The sequence below is a fragment of the Spirosoma luteolum genome, assembly GCF_054778875.1.
In genome coordinates, this window is record NZ_BAAGZE010000003.1 from 263,299 (window position 1) to 280,346 (window position 17,048).

Here is a 17,048-nt window from a genome sequence, read left to right on the forward strand (position 1 = left end):
GTTAGCGGTTAATCGTCATGTATCGGACAAATTGGCGACCGTCGCTCGTGCGTACCACGTAGTAGTATGCTCCGTCGGGCAGGCCCTTCTCACCGTCGACCAGGATACCGGTATTGGCAGTACCATCCCAATCGTTGCGGTAATCGTCGTTTTTGTAGACCATGTGGCCCCAGCGGTTGTAAATCTCCAGACTGACCCGCAGACCGGCTACACCCCGGATGACGAACAGGTCGTTTACTCCATCACCGTTCGGCGAGAAGCCTTCGGGGATAAAGATAGTGGTATTCGTCGGGGGCAGTACCAGCGGAGTCGGTTCACTTTCGTTCGAATCCGATGGGTTGCCGTTTCCATTGAGGTCAGGCTGCAGACCGTTGGTCGACGTATCGGTGACGCGTCCGCTCACCGCACTCGCACTGGCGTAGACCGTGTTGAGGTAAGTCGTGGTCGATCCGTTGGTCGAAACGTTGATCACAAACTGCAGCGTATCGGTCTGTCCGCCCGGCAGGGTGCTGGTGCTGTCGCCCAGTACGAGCCATGGCGATGCATCGCCGTCGAAGGCCGTGTTGAGCTTGAGCGTGCTGCCCGTCGAGATGGCAACCGGCGGTCTGACAACCGTGTAGGTCGCACCCGTCAGCGTGTTGAACACCTTCGTCAGCGTATCGTTGAGCGCTACGTTCCGCAGCAGCTCGCGACCGAAGTTGCGAACGACCACTTTGTAGGTCACGTTGAAGCTGCCATCCGACAGACGAACCGTATCCGACACGGCCAGCGCCACCCCGATCCGTGGGCCGGCACCCGCTGCGTTGGTGAGCGAAACCGGTGTTGCCACGTTGTTGTCGCGCGGATCCAGGTCATTGTCCGGATCGTCATCGGTACCGGCCATCGACGTATCAGCCAAGGCGATGTTGTCGGCGCTGAGAGCCGTCGCAATGGCCGAGTTGAAGAACGTCGTCGAATCGGCATTCCGAACGTCAACGCGAACCGTGAACCGGATGGCGCGGGTAGCTCCTGCCGGCAGCGAGCTCAACGAATCGACGAGCAGGTTGGTGATCAGGCCCTGACCCGTGTAGTTCGGGTTGGCGGTCAGCCCGCTGTCGGCATCCACCACAATCTGGTTGCTGACAATCAGCGCCCCGTGGCTGAAGGTCTCCGACAGGTTGTCCTGTACCTGCACCCGACGGATCGGCACCAGGCTGCGGTTGGTAACGCGGATCGTGTACGGAATATCGTAGACACCCGACTCGACCTCTGTTGGTACACCCACCGCTTTGGCAATACCCAGCAGTGCACCCGGCAGATCGAAGCGAACTGGTGTTGGCGAGAAGCCGGCCCGTGTCGGATCGATACCGTTGTTCGACGTGTCGCGTACCATCACCGCCGAGTCGCCGGTCATGGCTGTTGCCAGGATGCTGTTCAGGAACGGACCGTTGTCACCGTTCGTCGTCACGTTGACCACGAAGGTCAGCGTATCTTCCTCACCCGCGTTCAGCAGACTGGTCGGATTCAGCAGGTTTGGCCGCGTGGTTCCGTCGTAGGCCGCGTTGGCGATCAGGGTGCTACCCGACCGGACCGATGGGGCTTCGACAACCGAGAACGTAGCGGGTGCCGTGAACACCGGCGCCAGACTGTCGATGAGGCTTACGGCGTAGAGCGGTACCGTGCTCAGGTTTTTCACCGTCGCTTTGTAGCGTACGTTGAAGCTACCCTCACCTACTTTCACCACGTCGGCCACAGCTTTGGCTACCCCGATACGCGGTGCATCCAGCTTGGTAGTATCGATGGTGAACACCGTGAAGCCCGTGTTGTTATTCGGGTTTCCGTCGGCGTCCGGATCAGGATTGATGCCATCGATCGATAGATCGTCGATGGTTTTACCCTGGCTCTTAGCCGTAGCACTGGCGATGTTGCGATACGTATGCGTGGTATCGCCCTTGGCCCGCTTCACGGTTACGTCGAGGAAGAAGATCTGCGACGCACCGGGCTTGATGTAGCTGGCCGAATCGAAGATCGCCGAGAAGTCACCCGTTCCGGTGTACGATGGTTTGTAGACCAGCGTAAAGTCGGTGTCGGTGGTGCTGAAGCGAGCCGACTGCACTTTGGCCGGCGAGAAGGCGTAGGCCAGATCGTCGGTGATCTGAACGTTCCGCAGCGTATCGCCACCGTAGTTGGTGGCTACAAACCGGTAGCGCACCTTCAGAATTGAGTCGCCTTCGCAAACCGGCACACCTACCACCGATTTGGCCAGACCGATGCGCCCTGGGGCACCGCTGCTGGTGGTATCGGTGATCGTTACCGTCGATACGTTGTTGGCCGGGTTCGGATCGCGCTGATCGGCGTAGATGATCTCGCCTTTGTTCACGATGGCTCCTTTGCCCGTTACCGTCACCGGTATCTGGATAGCGCGGGTAGCCCCGGCATTCAGGCTATCGATGCGGGCCGTTACCACGCCGTTGCTGACCGTGTAGGCCGCTGGCGTCGTGGTGAGCGATACAACCCCGGCTGGCAGTACGTCGCGCAGATCGATGCGACGGGCTACACCCGGACCGTTGTTGGTTACGCTCAACGTGTAGATGACCGTTTCACCCTGTTTCACCTGGCTCTTATCGGCCGTTTTCACAAGGGCGAGGTCAGCCGTGAGCGTATCGGTGCGGCATTCGAAGATGCTCACCACCACTTTAGCCGGTGCACTAACGCAGCCAGAGCTGTTGCGCTGGAAGACGTAGTAGGTGCCCGCCCCTACCGAATCGGGCCGCAGAATCTGCGCCGACGTAGCGGCCTGACCGATGCGGTACTCGTAGCTGTTGCCAGCCGTAGTAACCGATACAGCCGTTGTCAGGTTGGCAACGACAGCCGGACAGGTGTTGCGCAGGTTGCTCACGACTGGTGTTGCCACCGGTGCCGCTACCCGCACCACAACCGGTGCCGACGGTACGGTGCTGCAACCACTAGCGTCGAACAGCTGCACCGTGTACTCACCACTGGTGGTGACAACGATGCTCGACGTAGTGGCGTTGTTGCTCCAGCGGTACGAGGCCGCTCCGGCTGGTGCCTGCAGGGTTACGGTTTCGCCCGCGCAGAGGCTGGTCGAACCACTTACCTGCACGATCGGTGTTGTTTTACCACCCGAGATCGTCAGCACCATGGCATCGGTAGCGACGGGGCAGCTGGCGTTGCTGGCGCTGGCCGATACCGTGAGCGTAACCTTGCCCGACAGGATGTCTTCGGCACTGGCGGTGTAGATCGCATTGGCAGCAAATGGGTTGTCGAACGTACCATTACCACTGGTGGTCCAGTACAGTTTGGTACCCGAGCCGCCCAGTTTACCCTGCAGCTGGTAGGTTTTGGCCGCGCAGATGCTGGCATCGGGGCCGGCGCTTACCGTTACCGGGTTGGCCGGATCGCAGGCTACTTGCGTACCGCAGGTCGTGATCAGCACCCGAACCGGTGCTGCCTGGCTGTAGCAGCCGCCCGTAGCTTTCTCTACCACATAGTACGTTCCCGTACCAACGGCGCCTGGATCGGCCACCTTGCTGGCTGCGCTCAGCGTTTCGTTCGTGTAGTATTCAAAGACACCCCCCGTGGTCGAAGCCGTGCCCAATACAGCTGCGGTCAGGTCGACCGTAACCGCCGGACAAACGTTCGACTTGTCGGCCACGCGTGGTGTGGCTGGCTTGGCCAGTACCGTTACCATCACCGGCGTCGAGGCCGGGCTCTGGCAGGTGGCCGAGGTGCTGCAGCGAGCTGTGTAGCTGGCGTTGGCAGCCGGCGTCACGGTGATCGACGCGCCGGTCTGACCGGTCGACCACGTTACAGTTCCGGCGCAGCCCTGTGCCAGCAGCGTTACCGGCGTACCGGCGCATACCGTTGGCGTAGCCGAACCGTTGCCGGCTACCGTTGGAGCCGCCGGGCTGCCAACCGTTACCGGCGTAGCCGCCGAGAAGTCGCTTTCGCAATTGCCGATTGTACACTTCACGCGGTACGAGGTGCTGGCGGTCGGCGCCACGATGAGCGTGCTGCCCGTCGTTTTGTTGTCCGACCAGCTCAGTGTACCACCAGCGCAGCCACTGGCCGTCAGCGTTACCGACTCACCCGCACAGATCGTTGCGCTGGTGCTGGCAATGGTGGGTACACCCGCCGTGCCGAGTACGATGTTGACGGGTGTCGATGCGGCACTGACGCAGCCATCGACCGAGCAGGTGGCCGAAAGTTGCAGGTTGCTCGTTACGGTTTTGGTAATCGATGCCCCCGTCGAACCATCCGACCAGGTAATCGTACCACCGGCGCAGCCCGCAGCGTTCAGCGTGATTGCCGATCCGAAGCAGGTCGTCAGCGACGACGATGCCGAGATCGTCGGGGCATCCACTTTGTTCACCCGCATACTGGCCCCTGCTACATCCAGATCAGCGCAGATCTGCCGATCGGTAATCAGCCGCAGCACATCGGTAGCCGTAGTCAGACCCGGTTTCACCAGGCTGATGTCGAAGTAGTCTTTCGATGACTGGCGGGCATCGTACACCAGCGTATGAATGGTGTAGGTACCAGCCGCTGCCGTTACAGTGAAGCTCGATGTCGCACTCGTCTGCTCGACGACTTTGTTGCTGCCCTTGGTCAGCACATAGACCGCCACGTAACCTTCCGGACGAACCAGTCCACCGTTGACGTTGGCAACCAGTACGGTCTGGCCCGCGTTGGCGCACAGGACAGGCGACTTCGGCACCAGGGTTCCGGCATTGGCCAGGCAATCGCCCCGGTTGATGGTCACTGGCTCAGACGGATCGCTCAGACACTCGCGGAATTTGCACTGCGCGTAGTACGTCTGCTTGCCCTCGGGCCGGACCACAATCGAGCTGCCTTTGTTGCTGCCGTCGATACCGTTGACCGACCAGATCACATCGCCGGCACAGCCCGTGGCCGTCAGCGTGACGGTACCACCCGGTGCTACGGTCGAGGCCGAAGCCGTTACCGTTGGTACAGCCGCTTCAACAACCTTAATCGTGTAGTCTTTCGACTGCGGGCTCCGGCAGACACCGTCTTCACAGTACGCGTTGTACGAGGTCGTGACGGTTGGCATTACCGTGATGCGGGTCGTGGTTTCGCCCGTGCTCCAGCGCGGTGTACCGATGCAGTTGTTGATCGTCAGCGTTACGCGCTCCGATGGGCAGGAAATCGTGGTGCTGCAGGTGATGGTCGGCGTTGGGGCCGGCGTCACCGTAGCGTTGATCACGTTCGAGCGGCCGCTGGCACACGTAGCCCCTACTTTGCAGACAGCGTAGAAGCTGCTGTTGTTGGTCGTAGCCGTTACCGACACAACCGATCCTGTCTGGCCATCCGACCATAGTACCGTACCCGAGCAGCCCGTGGCCGTCAGCGAGATCACACCGCCGTTGCAGACGGTTGTGTTCGAGGCACTGATTTGCGGAGCGGCACCGGCGGTGCTGTTGACCGTTACGCGCACCTTGTTCGAGGCTGTGCTTTCGCAGCTACCCTGGCGGCAGGTGGCGTAGTACTCTTTCGTTTCAGTTGGCAGAATCGTGACGGTCGAGCCGAAGACATCGGCACCATACCATTTCACGGTACCACCCGTGCATCCTTCGGCCGAGAGGGTCAGGCGCTCACCACTGCAGAGCAGCAGTTTATCCGCTTTCACAATCGGTGCCGATGGGGTTACGATCGTGATCGGCAGGGCTTCCGAGCGATCACTCAGACACTCGCGGAATTTACACTGGGCAAAGTAGCTGATGTTGGCATCCGGCGTTACTGTGATGCTGTTACCCTGCTGCTGATTGCTCCAGATCACCGTTCCTACGCAACCGCTTGCCGTTAGCGTCACCTTCGTACCGGCGCAGACCGAGTCGGCACTGGCCGTCAGGGTTGGCGCCACCGGCGTTACCACCTTGATCGTGTACGCATCCGAAACAGGGCTCACGCAGGCACCGTTGCGGCAGTACACCGTGTAACTATTGCTCTCCGCCGTTGGCGTCACCACAATCCGTTGCGACGATTCGCTCGTGCTGCTCCAGACCGGCGTACCCTGGCAACCGTTGACCGTCAGCGTGACGGTTTCACCCGGGCAAACCACAGTGGTGCTGCAGGTAACGGTCGGCTTGGGCAGGCTGGTACCACCGATACCGATGGTTTTGGCAGCGGCCGGGCTCACACAGTTCACCAGCCGGCACTGCACCGTGTAGGTGGTGCGTACGGTTGGGCTGACCACAATCGACGCGGTTGTTTCGCGGCTGGCCGACCAGAGGTAAGTTCCCCCGGTGCAACCCGATGCCGTCAGTGTTACCTGACCACCCGGGCATACGTTGTCGGCGCTGGCTACCAGCGTTGGCGTCTGCGGATCACGAACCGTTATTTTCAACTGGTTCGAGGCTACGCTCACACAATTGGCCGATACCACGCAGGTGGCGGTATAGATGGTAGTGAGTGCAGGTTGTACCTGAATCGATACGCCCGTCTGACCATCCGACCACCGGATCGTTCCGTTGGCGCAGCCAGTCGACTGCAGCAGCGTTACGTCCCCTTTACAGATATCGGTGATGGCACAGGTGATATACGGTGCTTCGGCCACACAGGCACCTGCCGAGATATCGACACGGGCGGTGTCGTTGGCCGCGCGGGACGGATCGTTGTCCGGACTAGCCAGAACAACCGTATTCCGAAGCGTACCGGCGCTGCCAACTGTAGTCTGCAGCGTCAGGGTACGTCGTGCCCCGGCTGCCAGATCGCCAACCGTCCAGGTGCTGTTACCGCTATTGTATTCGCCTGCCGGGTTGGCGCTGACGTAAGTCAGACCGGCGCCCAGCTGCTCCTTAACCGTTACGTTGCGGGCCGTTACAGGACCATTGTTGGTAACCGTGATCGAGTACGAGACGGTTTGACCCACTGCATACGGCCCAGCGGTGGTAACGGCTTTCGCAATAGCCAGATCAGCCAGTTGTACCGGTTGTACAGGCTTGGGCTGAACCGCTGCGTCGTGGGTCAGATCCACCTGACCAGCTGTCAGGCTGAAGGGCGCCGGCGCCAGCGGCACCAGCACTTTGCCACCCAGACCCGTCGTGTCAAACACCACCGTGTAGCCACTGCCCGGCGTCACACCCGTGAAGCTGTAAGCACCCGAGGCATTGGTCGTCGTCGAGGCCACCAGCGTGCCGTTCTGGAAGAGTTTTACCACCAGACCCGCGAAGCCGCCCTCGCCCGCATCCTGCACGCCATTGCTGTTGGCATCGTTGAAGGCCAGATCACCAACCGTAGCCGGTGCCGGTGGCACCACGGGCTTGGGCTGGACCGCTACATCGTGGGTCAGATCCACCTGACCAGCTGTCAGACTGAAGGGCGCCGGCGCCAATGGCACCAGCACTTTGCCACCCAGACCCGTCGTGTCAAACACTACCGTGTAGCCACTGCCCGGCGTCACACCCGTGAAGCTGTAAGCACCCGAGGCATTGGTCGTCGTCGAGGCCACCAGCGTGCCGTTCTGATACAGCGTTACTACCAGACCCGCGAAGCCACCCTCACCCGGATCCTGTACCCCATTGTTATTCGCATCGTTGAAGGCCAGATCACCAACCGTAGCCGGCTGAACAGGCGCTGGCTGTACGGCTACATCGTGGGTCAGATCCACCTGACCCGCTGTCAGGCTGAAGGGCGCCGGCGCCAGCGGCACCAGCACTTTGCCGCCCAGACCCGTCGTGTCAAACACCACCGTGTAGCCGCTGCCCGGCGCTACGCCCGTGAAGCTGTAGGCACCCGAGGCATTGGTCGTCGTCGAAGCCACGGCGCTGCCGTTCTGGTAGAGTGTCACTACCAGACCCGCGAAGCCACCCTCGCCCGGATCCTGCACGCCATTGTTATTCGTATCGTTAAAGGCCAGATCACCAACCGTAGCCGGCTGAACAGGCGCTGGCTGGATAGCCGCGTCACGGGTCAGGTCCACCTGACCCGCCGTCAGGCTGAACGGTGCCGGCGCCAGCGGCACCAGCACTTTGCCGCCCAGACCCGTCGTGTCGAAGACTACCGTATAGCCACTGCCCGGCGTCACGCCCGTGAAGCTGTAAGCACCCGACGCGTTGGTCGTCGTTGAGGCCACCAGCGTGCCGTTCTGGAAGAGCTTCACCGGCAGGCCAGCAAAGCCGCCTTCGCCCGGATCCTGTACCCCGTTGCTGTTGGCATCGTTGAAGGCCAGATCACCAACTGTAGCCGGTGCCGGCGGCACCACGGGCTTGGGCTGTACGGCCACGTCGTGGGTCAGGTCCACCTGGCCCGCCGTCAGACTGAAGGGTGCCGGCGCCAGCGGCACCAGCACTTTGCCGCCCAGACCCGTCGTGTCAAACACCACCGTGTAGCCCGAGCCCGGCGTCACGCCTGTGAAGCTGTAGGCACCCGACGCGTTGGTCGTCGTCGAAGCCACCAGCGTGCCGTTCTGAAAGAGCTTCACCGGCAGGCCAGCAAAGCCGCCCTCGCCCGGATCCTGCACACCATTGTTATTCGTATCGTTGAAGGCCAGATCACCAACCGTAGCCGGTGCCGGTGGCACCACGGGCTTGGGCTGAACCGCTGCATCACGGGTCAGATCCACCTGACCCGCCGTCAGGCTGAAGGGCGCCGGCGCCAGCGGCACCAGCACCTTGCCACCCAGACCCGTCGTGTCGAACACCACCGTGTAGCCACTGCCCGGCGCTACGCCCGTGAAGCTGTAGGCACCCGAGGCATTGGTCGTCGTCGAGGCCACCAGCGTGCCGTTCTGGAAGAGCTTCACCGGCAGGCCAGCAAAGCCGCCCTCGCCTGGATCCTGCACGCCATTGCTGTTCGTATCGTTGAAGGCCAGATCACCAACCGTAGCCGGCTGGACAGGCTTGGGCTGGATAGCCGCGTCACGGGTCAGGTCCACCTGGCCCGCCGTCAGGCTGAACGGCGCCGGCGCCAGCGGCACCAGTACTTTACCGCCCAGACCCGTCGTGTCAAACACCACCGTGTAGCCGCTGCCCGGCGTCACGCCCGTGAAGCTGTAGGCACCCGACGCGTTGGTCGTCGTCGAAGCCACCAGCGTGCCGTTTTGGAAGAGCTTCACTGGCAGGCCAGTAAAGCCGCCTTCGCCCGGATCCTGTACGCCATTGTTATTCGTATCGTTAAAGGCCAGATCACCAACCGTAGCCGGCTGAACAGGCGCTGGCTGGATAGCCGCGTCACGGGTCAGGTCCACCTGACCCGCCGTCAGGCTGAACGGTGCCGGCGCCAGCGGCACCAGCACTTTGCCGCCCAGACCCGTCGTGTCGAAGACTACCGTGTAGCCCGAGCCCGGCGCTACGCCCGTGAAGCTGTAAGCACCCGACGCGTTGGTCGTCGTCGAAGCCACCAGCGTGCCGTTCTGGAAGAGCTTCACCGGCAGGCCAGCAAAGCCACCCTCACCCGGATCCTGTACCCCGTTGCTGTTGGCATCGTTGAAGGCCAGATCACCAACCGTAGCCGGCTGGACAGGCTTGGGCTGGATAGCTGCGTCACGGGTCAGGTCGACCTGACCCGCTGTCAGGCTGAAGGGCGCCGGCGCCAGCGGCACCAGCACTTTACCCTGCGCACCCAGACCCGTCGTGTCGAAGACCACCGTGTAGCCACTGCCCGGCGCTACGCCCGTGAAGCTGTAAGCACCCGAGGCATTGGTCGTCGTCGAGGCCACCGCGCTGCCGTTCTGATACAGCGTGACGAGTACATTCGGCACACCCGGCTCACCCGGATCCTGTACCCCGTTGCTGTTGGCATCGTTAAAGGCCAGATCACCAACCGTAGCCGGCTGAACAGGCTTGGGCTGGATAGCCGCGTCACGGCTCAGATCCACCTGGCCCGCCGTTAGGCTGAAGGGCGCCGGCGCCAGGGGCACCAGCACTTTGCCGCCCAGACCCGTCGTGTCAAACACCACCGTGTAGCCCGAGCCCGGTGCTACGCCCGTGAAAGTGTAGATACCCGACCCGTCGGTCGTCGTCGAAGCCACCGCGCTGCCGTTCTGATACAGCGTAACGAGTACATTCGGCACACCCGGCTCACCCGCGTCCTGCACCCCATTCTTATTGGGGTCACTGAAGGCCAGATCACCAACCGTGGCCGGCTGGACAGGCTTGGGCTGGACTGCTGCGTCGTGGCTCAGGTCCACCTGACCCGCTGTCAGGCTAAACGGTGCCGGTGCCAGCGCCACCAGCGTCTGGCCCTGGGCACCCAGCCCCGTCGTATCGAAGACTACCGTGTAGCCACTGCCGGGTACGACGCCGGTAAAGCTATAGACACCCGAGGCATCGGTGGTGGTGGTGGCCACGGCGCTGCCATTCTGGAAGAGTGTCACCACCAGACCGGCGTAGCCCGTTTCGCCCGCATCCTGCACCCCGTTCTTATTGGGGTCACTGAAGGCCAAATCACCAACTGTGGCTGGTACCACAGGCTTGGATTGAATAGCCGCGTCATGGGTCAGGTCCACCTGGCCCGCCGTCAGGCTAAATGGTGCCGGTGCCAGCGCCACCAGCGTCTGGCCCTGGGCACCTAGCCCCGTCGTATCGAAGACTACCGTGTAGCCCGAGCCCGGCGGTACTCCCATAAAGGTGTAGTTACCGGAAGCATCCGTCGTTGTGCTGGCCACGGCGTTGCCATTCTGATACAGTGTCACTACCAGGCCAGTGAAACCAGACTCGCCCGGATCCTGTACGCCGTTGCTGTTGGTATCGTTGAAGGCCAGATCGCCAACTGTAGCGGGCGTGGGTGCAACCACCGGTTGGCCCTGAATGGCGGCATCACGGGTCAGATCCACCTGACCCGCCGTCAGGCTAAACGGTGCCGGCGCCAGCGCAATCAGTGTTTGCCCCTGGGCACCCAGGCCTGTCGTATCGAAGACCACCGTGTAATCCGATCCCGGCACAACGCCCGTAAACACGTACATGCCAGCGCCGTCGGTGATCGTTGTCGAGACTACATTTCCATTCTGGTAGAGCGTTACCGGTATGTTGGGAACGCCTGTTTCACCCGGATCCCGAGTACCATTGTTATTCGTATCGTTGAATACCAGATCACCGATGATGCCCGTTTCCCCGATTGGCAGATCAGCCAGGCTTTGGTCATCTTCAGTTGGTACGCCGTTGTCGGGAGTCGAGTTATCATCGACCGGTGGAGAGTCAAGCGGATCCTGGTTATCATCAGCCTGCGTAATTTCCCCAACGTTTCGGATGCTTACACCTTCGAATGCCGGGTCTATAACCGAAACGGCTGTCAGCGAAACAGCTTCGCCCGGGCTTATCGGACCCTGAATCAGTGCACTTGCTGTATTGTTCGTAATAGCACTGAAGCTATCGCCGGGCTGCAGCAACAGGCCAGCAGGTGCCCGGTCTTCTACGGCTACTGCGTATGCCTGCCGATTACCGTTGTTGACTACGGTCAGCACGTATCGAATCGTATCGCCGGGCATGAAGGGCCCCGTGCTCGCCAGCTGTTTGCTCAGAGCCAGGTCGAACCGGTAGGGTTCGAAGCCGGCATCTATGGTATTATTTACCTCACCCGCGCTCAGACTGAAAGGAGCTGTTACGCCACCCGGGCCAGCGTTGCTGTCGAATGCCGTATTGGTTCCGGCACCGGGTCGGGTGATCATCAGCTGACGGGCAGCCGTACCAACCGTATCGAACTTGACGAAGTAACCGCTACCCGGCGTAAGGCCCGTAAAACTGTAGAGACCAGATTCAGGCGTAACCATACTGGCCAGCTGGACAGGCCCAGCAGTCGTATTCTGAAAGAGACTTACGGTAATACCGCTCACGCCCGGCTCATCCGAATCCTGAATCCCGTTACCATTTTTGTCGAGGAAGACAAAGTCGCCAACAGACGCTTTCGGTGCTTCCGGCGCTGGCTGTACGGCTACATCGTGGGTCAGATCAACCTGACCCGCTGTCAGGCTGAAGGGCGCCGGCGCCAGCGGCACCAGCACTTTGCCGCCCAGACCCGTCGTGTCAAACACCACCGTGTAGCCGCTGCCCGGCGCTACGCCCGTGAAGCTGTAGGCGCCCGAGGCATTGGTCGTCGTCGAGGCCACGGCACTGCCGTTCTGATACAGCGTTACTACCAGACCCGCGAAGCCACCCTCACCCGGATCCTGCACGCCGTTGCTGTTCGTATCGTTAAAGGCCAGATCACCAACCGTAGCCGGTGCCGGTGGCACCACGGGCTTGGGCTGTACGGCCACGTCGTGGGTCAGATCAACCTGACCCGCTGTCAGGCTGAAGGGCGCCGGCGCCAGTGGCACCAGCACTTTACCCTGCGCACCCAGACCCGTCGTGTCAAACACCACCGTGTAGCCGCTGCCCGGCGCTACGCCCGTGAAGCTGTAAGCCCCCGAGGCATTGGTCGTCGTCGAAGCCACCAGCGTGCCGTTCTGATACAGCGTTACTACCAGACCCGCGAAGCCACCCTCACCCGGATCCTGCACCCCATTGTTATTCGCATCGTTGAAGGCCAGATCACCAACCGTAGCCGGCTGAACAGGCGCTGGCTGTACGGCTACATCGTGGGTCAGATCAACCTGACCCGCTGTCAGGCTGAAGGGCGCCGGCGCCAGCGGCACCAGCACTTTGCCGCCCAGACCCGTCGTGTCAAACACCACCGTGTAGCCGCTGCCCGGCGCTACGCCCGTGAAGCTGTAGGCACCCGAGGCATTGGTCGTCGTCGAAGCCACGACGCTGCCGTTCTGATACAGCGTTACTACCAGACCCGCGAAGCCGCCCTCACCCGGATCCTGCACACCATTGTTATTCGCATCGTTGAAGGCCAGATCACCAACCGTGGCCGGTGCCGGTGGCACCACAGGTGCTGGCTGGACCGCTACATCGTGGGTCAGGTCCACCTGCCCCGCTGTCAGACTGAACGGCGCCGGCGCCAGCGGCACCAGCACCTTGCCACCCAGACCCGTCGTGTCAAACACCACCGTGTAGCCCGATCCCGGTGCTACGCCCGTGAAGCTGTAGGCACCCGACGCGTTAGTCGTCGTCGAAGCCACGGCGCTGCCGTTCTGGTAGAGCGTTACTACCAGACCCGCGAAGCCACCCTCACCCGGATCCTGCACCCCATTGTTATTCGTATCGTTGAAGGCCAGATCACCAACCGTAGCCGGTGCCGGTGGCACCACGGGTGCTGGCTGAACCGCTACATCGTGGGTCAGGTCCACCTGACCCGCCGTCAGACTGAAGGGCGCCGGCGCCAGTGGCACCAGCACCTTGCCGCCCAGCCCCGTCGTGTCGAAGACTACCGTGTAGCCCGAGCCCGGCGCTACGCCCGTGAAGCTGTAAGCGCCCGAGGTATTGGTCGTCGTTGAGGCCACGGCACTGCCGTTCTGGTAGAGTGTCACTACCAGACCCGCAAAGCCACCCTCGCCCGGATCCTGTACCCCGTTGCTGTTCGTATCGTTAAAGGCCAAATCACCAACCGTGGCCGGTGCCGGTGGCACCACAGGTGCTGGCTGAACGGCTACGTCACGGCTCAGATCCACCTGGCCCGCCGTCAGACTGAAAGGCGCCGGCGCCAGCGGCACCAGCACTTTACCCTGCGCACCCAGACCCGTCGTGTCAAACACCACCGTGTAGCCCGAGCCCGGCGTCACGCCCGTGAAGCTGTAGGCACCCGACGCGTTGGTCGTCGTCGAAGCCACGGCACTGCCGTTCTGATACAGCGTTACTACCAGACCCGCAAAGCCGCCCTCGCCTGGATCCTGCACCCCGTTGCTGTTGGCATCGTTAAAGGCCAGATCACCAACTGTAGCCGGCTGAACAGGCGCTGGCTGTACGGCTACATCATGGGTCAGATCCACCTGACCCGCCGTCAGGCTAAAGGGCGCCGGCGCCAGTGGCACCAGCACCTTGCCACCCAGACCCGTCGTATCAAACACCACCGTGTAGCCCGAGCCCGGCGTCACACCTGTAAAGCTGTAGGCACCCGACGCGTTGGTCGTCGTCGAAGCCACCGCGCTGCCATTCTGGTACAGCGTTACTACCAGACCCGCGAAGCCACCCTCGCCCGCATCCTGCACCCCGTTGCTGTTGGCATCGTTAAAGGCCAGATCACCAACCGTGGCCGGCTGAACAGGCGCTGGCTGGATAGCCGCGTCACGGCTCAGATCCACCTGACCCGCTGTCAGACTAAACGGCGCCGGCGCCAGTGGCACCAGCACTTTGCCGCCCAGACCCGTCGTGTCAAACACCACCGTGTAGCCACTGCCCGGCGCTACGCCCGTGAAAGTGTAGATACCCGACCCGTCGGTCGTCGTCGAAGCCACCGCGCTGCCGTTCTGATACAGCGTGACGAGTACATTCGGCACACCCGGCTCACCCGCGTCCTGCACCCCATTCTTATTGGGGTCACTGAAGGCCAGATCACCAACCGTGGCCGGCTGGACAGGCTTGGGCTGGACCGCTGCGTCACGGCTCAGGTCCACCTGACCCGCTGTCAGGCTAAACGGTGCCGGTGCCAGCGCCACCAGCGTCTGGCCCTGGGCACCCAGCCCCGTCGTATCGAAGACTACCGTGTAGCCACTGCCGGGTACGACGCCGGTAAAGCTATAGACACCCGAGGCATCGGTGGTGGTAGTGGCCACGGCGCTGCCATTCTGGAAGAGTGTCACCACCAGACCGGCGTAGCCCGTTTCGCCCGCATCCTGCACCCCATTGCTGTTGGTGTCGTTGAAGGCCAGATCACCAACCGTAGCCGGCTGAACAGGCTTGGGCTGGATAGCTGCGTCACGGGTCAGATCAACCTGACCAGCTGTCAGGCTGAAGGGCGCCGGCGCCAGGGGCACCAGCACTTTACCCTGCGCACCCAGACCCGTCGTGTCAAACACCACCGTGTAGCCACTGCCCGGCGTTACGCCCGTAAAGCTGTAAACGCCCGACGCATCCGTTGTCGTCGATGCCACGGCGTTGCCGTTCTGATACAACGTGACCGTTACGTTCGGAATCCCCAATTCACCCGGGTCCTGAACGCCGTTGCTATTGGCATCGCCAAACGCCAGATCGCCAACCGACGCCGGCTTACGAATAAAGCCAGCATCAACGGTTGGGTTATTACGCGCAACGTCTGTTGCCGCTGCATTTGTATTGATTGTATAAACGCCCGTAAAGCCGTTTGTCCCGGCATCACTGTCGGTCTCACCAGCGCCTACATTCTGCTGTGTATATAATAAGGTATCAGGAGCAGCGAATCGGACCTTGTATTGACCATCGAGCAGGTTGTTGAATGCGTATTTACCGCCCCCGGCCGTTACCGTCGAATCGAGTTTGGTGGTACCCGTCTGGTCATACAGATACACCTTTATCCCATCCAGGCCGGGTTCTCCGCTGTCCTGCTGGCCATTCTGATTATTGTCCAGAAACACAAAATCACCCAGACTCCCATAGGGGCCCTGGATTACGTCAATGTCGCAGCAGTTTTGTGCCGGACAACCAAACCGCATCGTTACAAATCGATACGTTCCCGGACTTTTAATGGTCAGCGACGAATCGGCGTTGACCACGGCCGAATCGGCCGGCACCGTTCGAACATCGACGTTGTTGCGATACCAGACAACCTGGTTATAGCCCGTTGGTATGGTAACCGTGAACTGATCGCCCTTATAAAAGAATATAGGTACCGAGAAGCAAACACCCTCATAATCGTCTTCCAGCAGTTGCTGATTGTTGGGACTCGAATCGACATCCGGCTGATCGGCCGCCGTTACTTCGGCGATGTTGAACCATACCCCCCGTTCGAGAACCGTGGCTTTCAGTACCAGTATCGACGAGTCGTTGGGCGCGATCGCCCCAACCGACCAGTTTCCGGTCGCCGAATCGTAAGTACCGGAACCGCGAACGACGGTTGCCGACGAGGGCACATAAGTAACTCCCCCGGCCGGCAAGGTATTTTTTACGACAACACCGGTGGCCGTAGACGTGCTGCTGGGGCCGTTCTTGACGGTAATGGTATAGGTGACCATATCGCCCAATGCCGGCTTCGACTGATTGATCTGACTGGTAACACTCAGGTCGATACTACCCGGCGCCTGCGCCCAGCCTAGGGTGCTCATTAATACGAACAGCCCGGCCAGGGGCAGGGCGAACCACGAGCCTGTCCGCGCAAACCCCTTGGCTATAAACGCAGCATACAACCCGGACAGGTTGCTGGCTATTGACGCATTCGGGTGATCGTGCCGACCGGCGACTGGCCAATGGGAAACGATGTTCATGAAACGGTGTAGTAAACGTTGACCATTCATTAGCTGCTGCTGGCATTTGGTGGGTACCATTCGGAAAAGACCGGCGTTTTCTGACTGAAAACCGATTGCGGGTGCGTCGACCGACCATCGATTCGGGGGGGGTAGTGGCAACGGAGGGGGAGACTCCATCGCGCTGATCGATGTGGCGGGTTCGACAGGGGTCGATATCTCCTGCGCCAGCCGGCTTCCTATGGGCGTGAAAGGACGCAGAAACCGCGTCAGATAAGCCATGAAGGTTAGCATTGGCAACCCCGTACGGACACCAATCTGACGAACAAAGCTCTGAAGACGCTGTATGAACGCTTGAGTAGAAGTTACCCCCATCATTGATGAAATTTAAATCGGTATCCTGGTGCTCCAGACAATAAATCAAAGAGCAGGATTCTGACCAGTAAGTAATCGTTAAGTAACAGTTACAAGATGAGCCATGTGGGCCCACATGAATTGATCGAAAACTATGCCAAAGGCTAGTCTTTTGTCAATCTATATAGAAGAGGAAGGATGGGCCGGTTTTATTTATCCGGTAGGATAGAACGCCTGACTTGATCTTACGTTGCCGGAAGGAATCTATCCAAACCAGGCACACACCCGGCCCGGCTGCGTGCGCGCTAGCGAGTTAGCCAAAACTATGCCAAGTATGGGTCCTTCGGCCGGCCCCGCCGGAAGCCCCGAAATCGACCGCTATCCGGAAAATGGGGACTTTTGATCCGGTTTACAGCCGCCTGCGATCGATCTGAACGCAAAAATGGGCTGCCCGGTCAGGGCAGCCCATTGATACTGGTAC

1 protein-coding gene is annotated in these 17,048 nt (G+C 61.0%); it reads right to left on the reverse strand.

Annotation, left to right across the window (positions count from 1 at the left end; genetic code table 11):
- Position 1: 1 nt before the first annotated feature.
- On the reverse strand, positions 2 to 16,075 hold the full coding sequence (locus ACYVAC_RS03870; RefSeq protein WP_461096257.1) for an SdrD B-like domain-containing protein: 16,074 nt from the start codon (positions 16,073 to 16,075) through the stop codon (positions 2 to 4).
- Positions 16,076 to 17,048 lie beyond the last annotated feature (973 nt).

Coding starts and splice junctions, on each gene's coding strand:
- ACYVAC_RS03870 (WP_461096257.1), bottom strand. CDS start 16,075: ATGAGCACCCTAGGCTGGGCGCAGGCGCCGGGTAGTATCGACCTGAGT.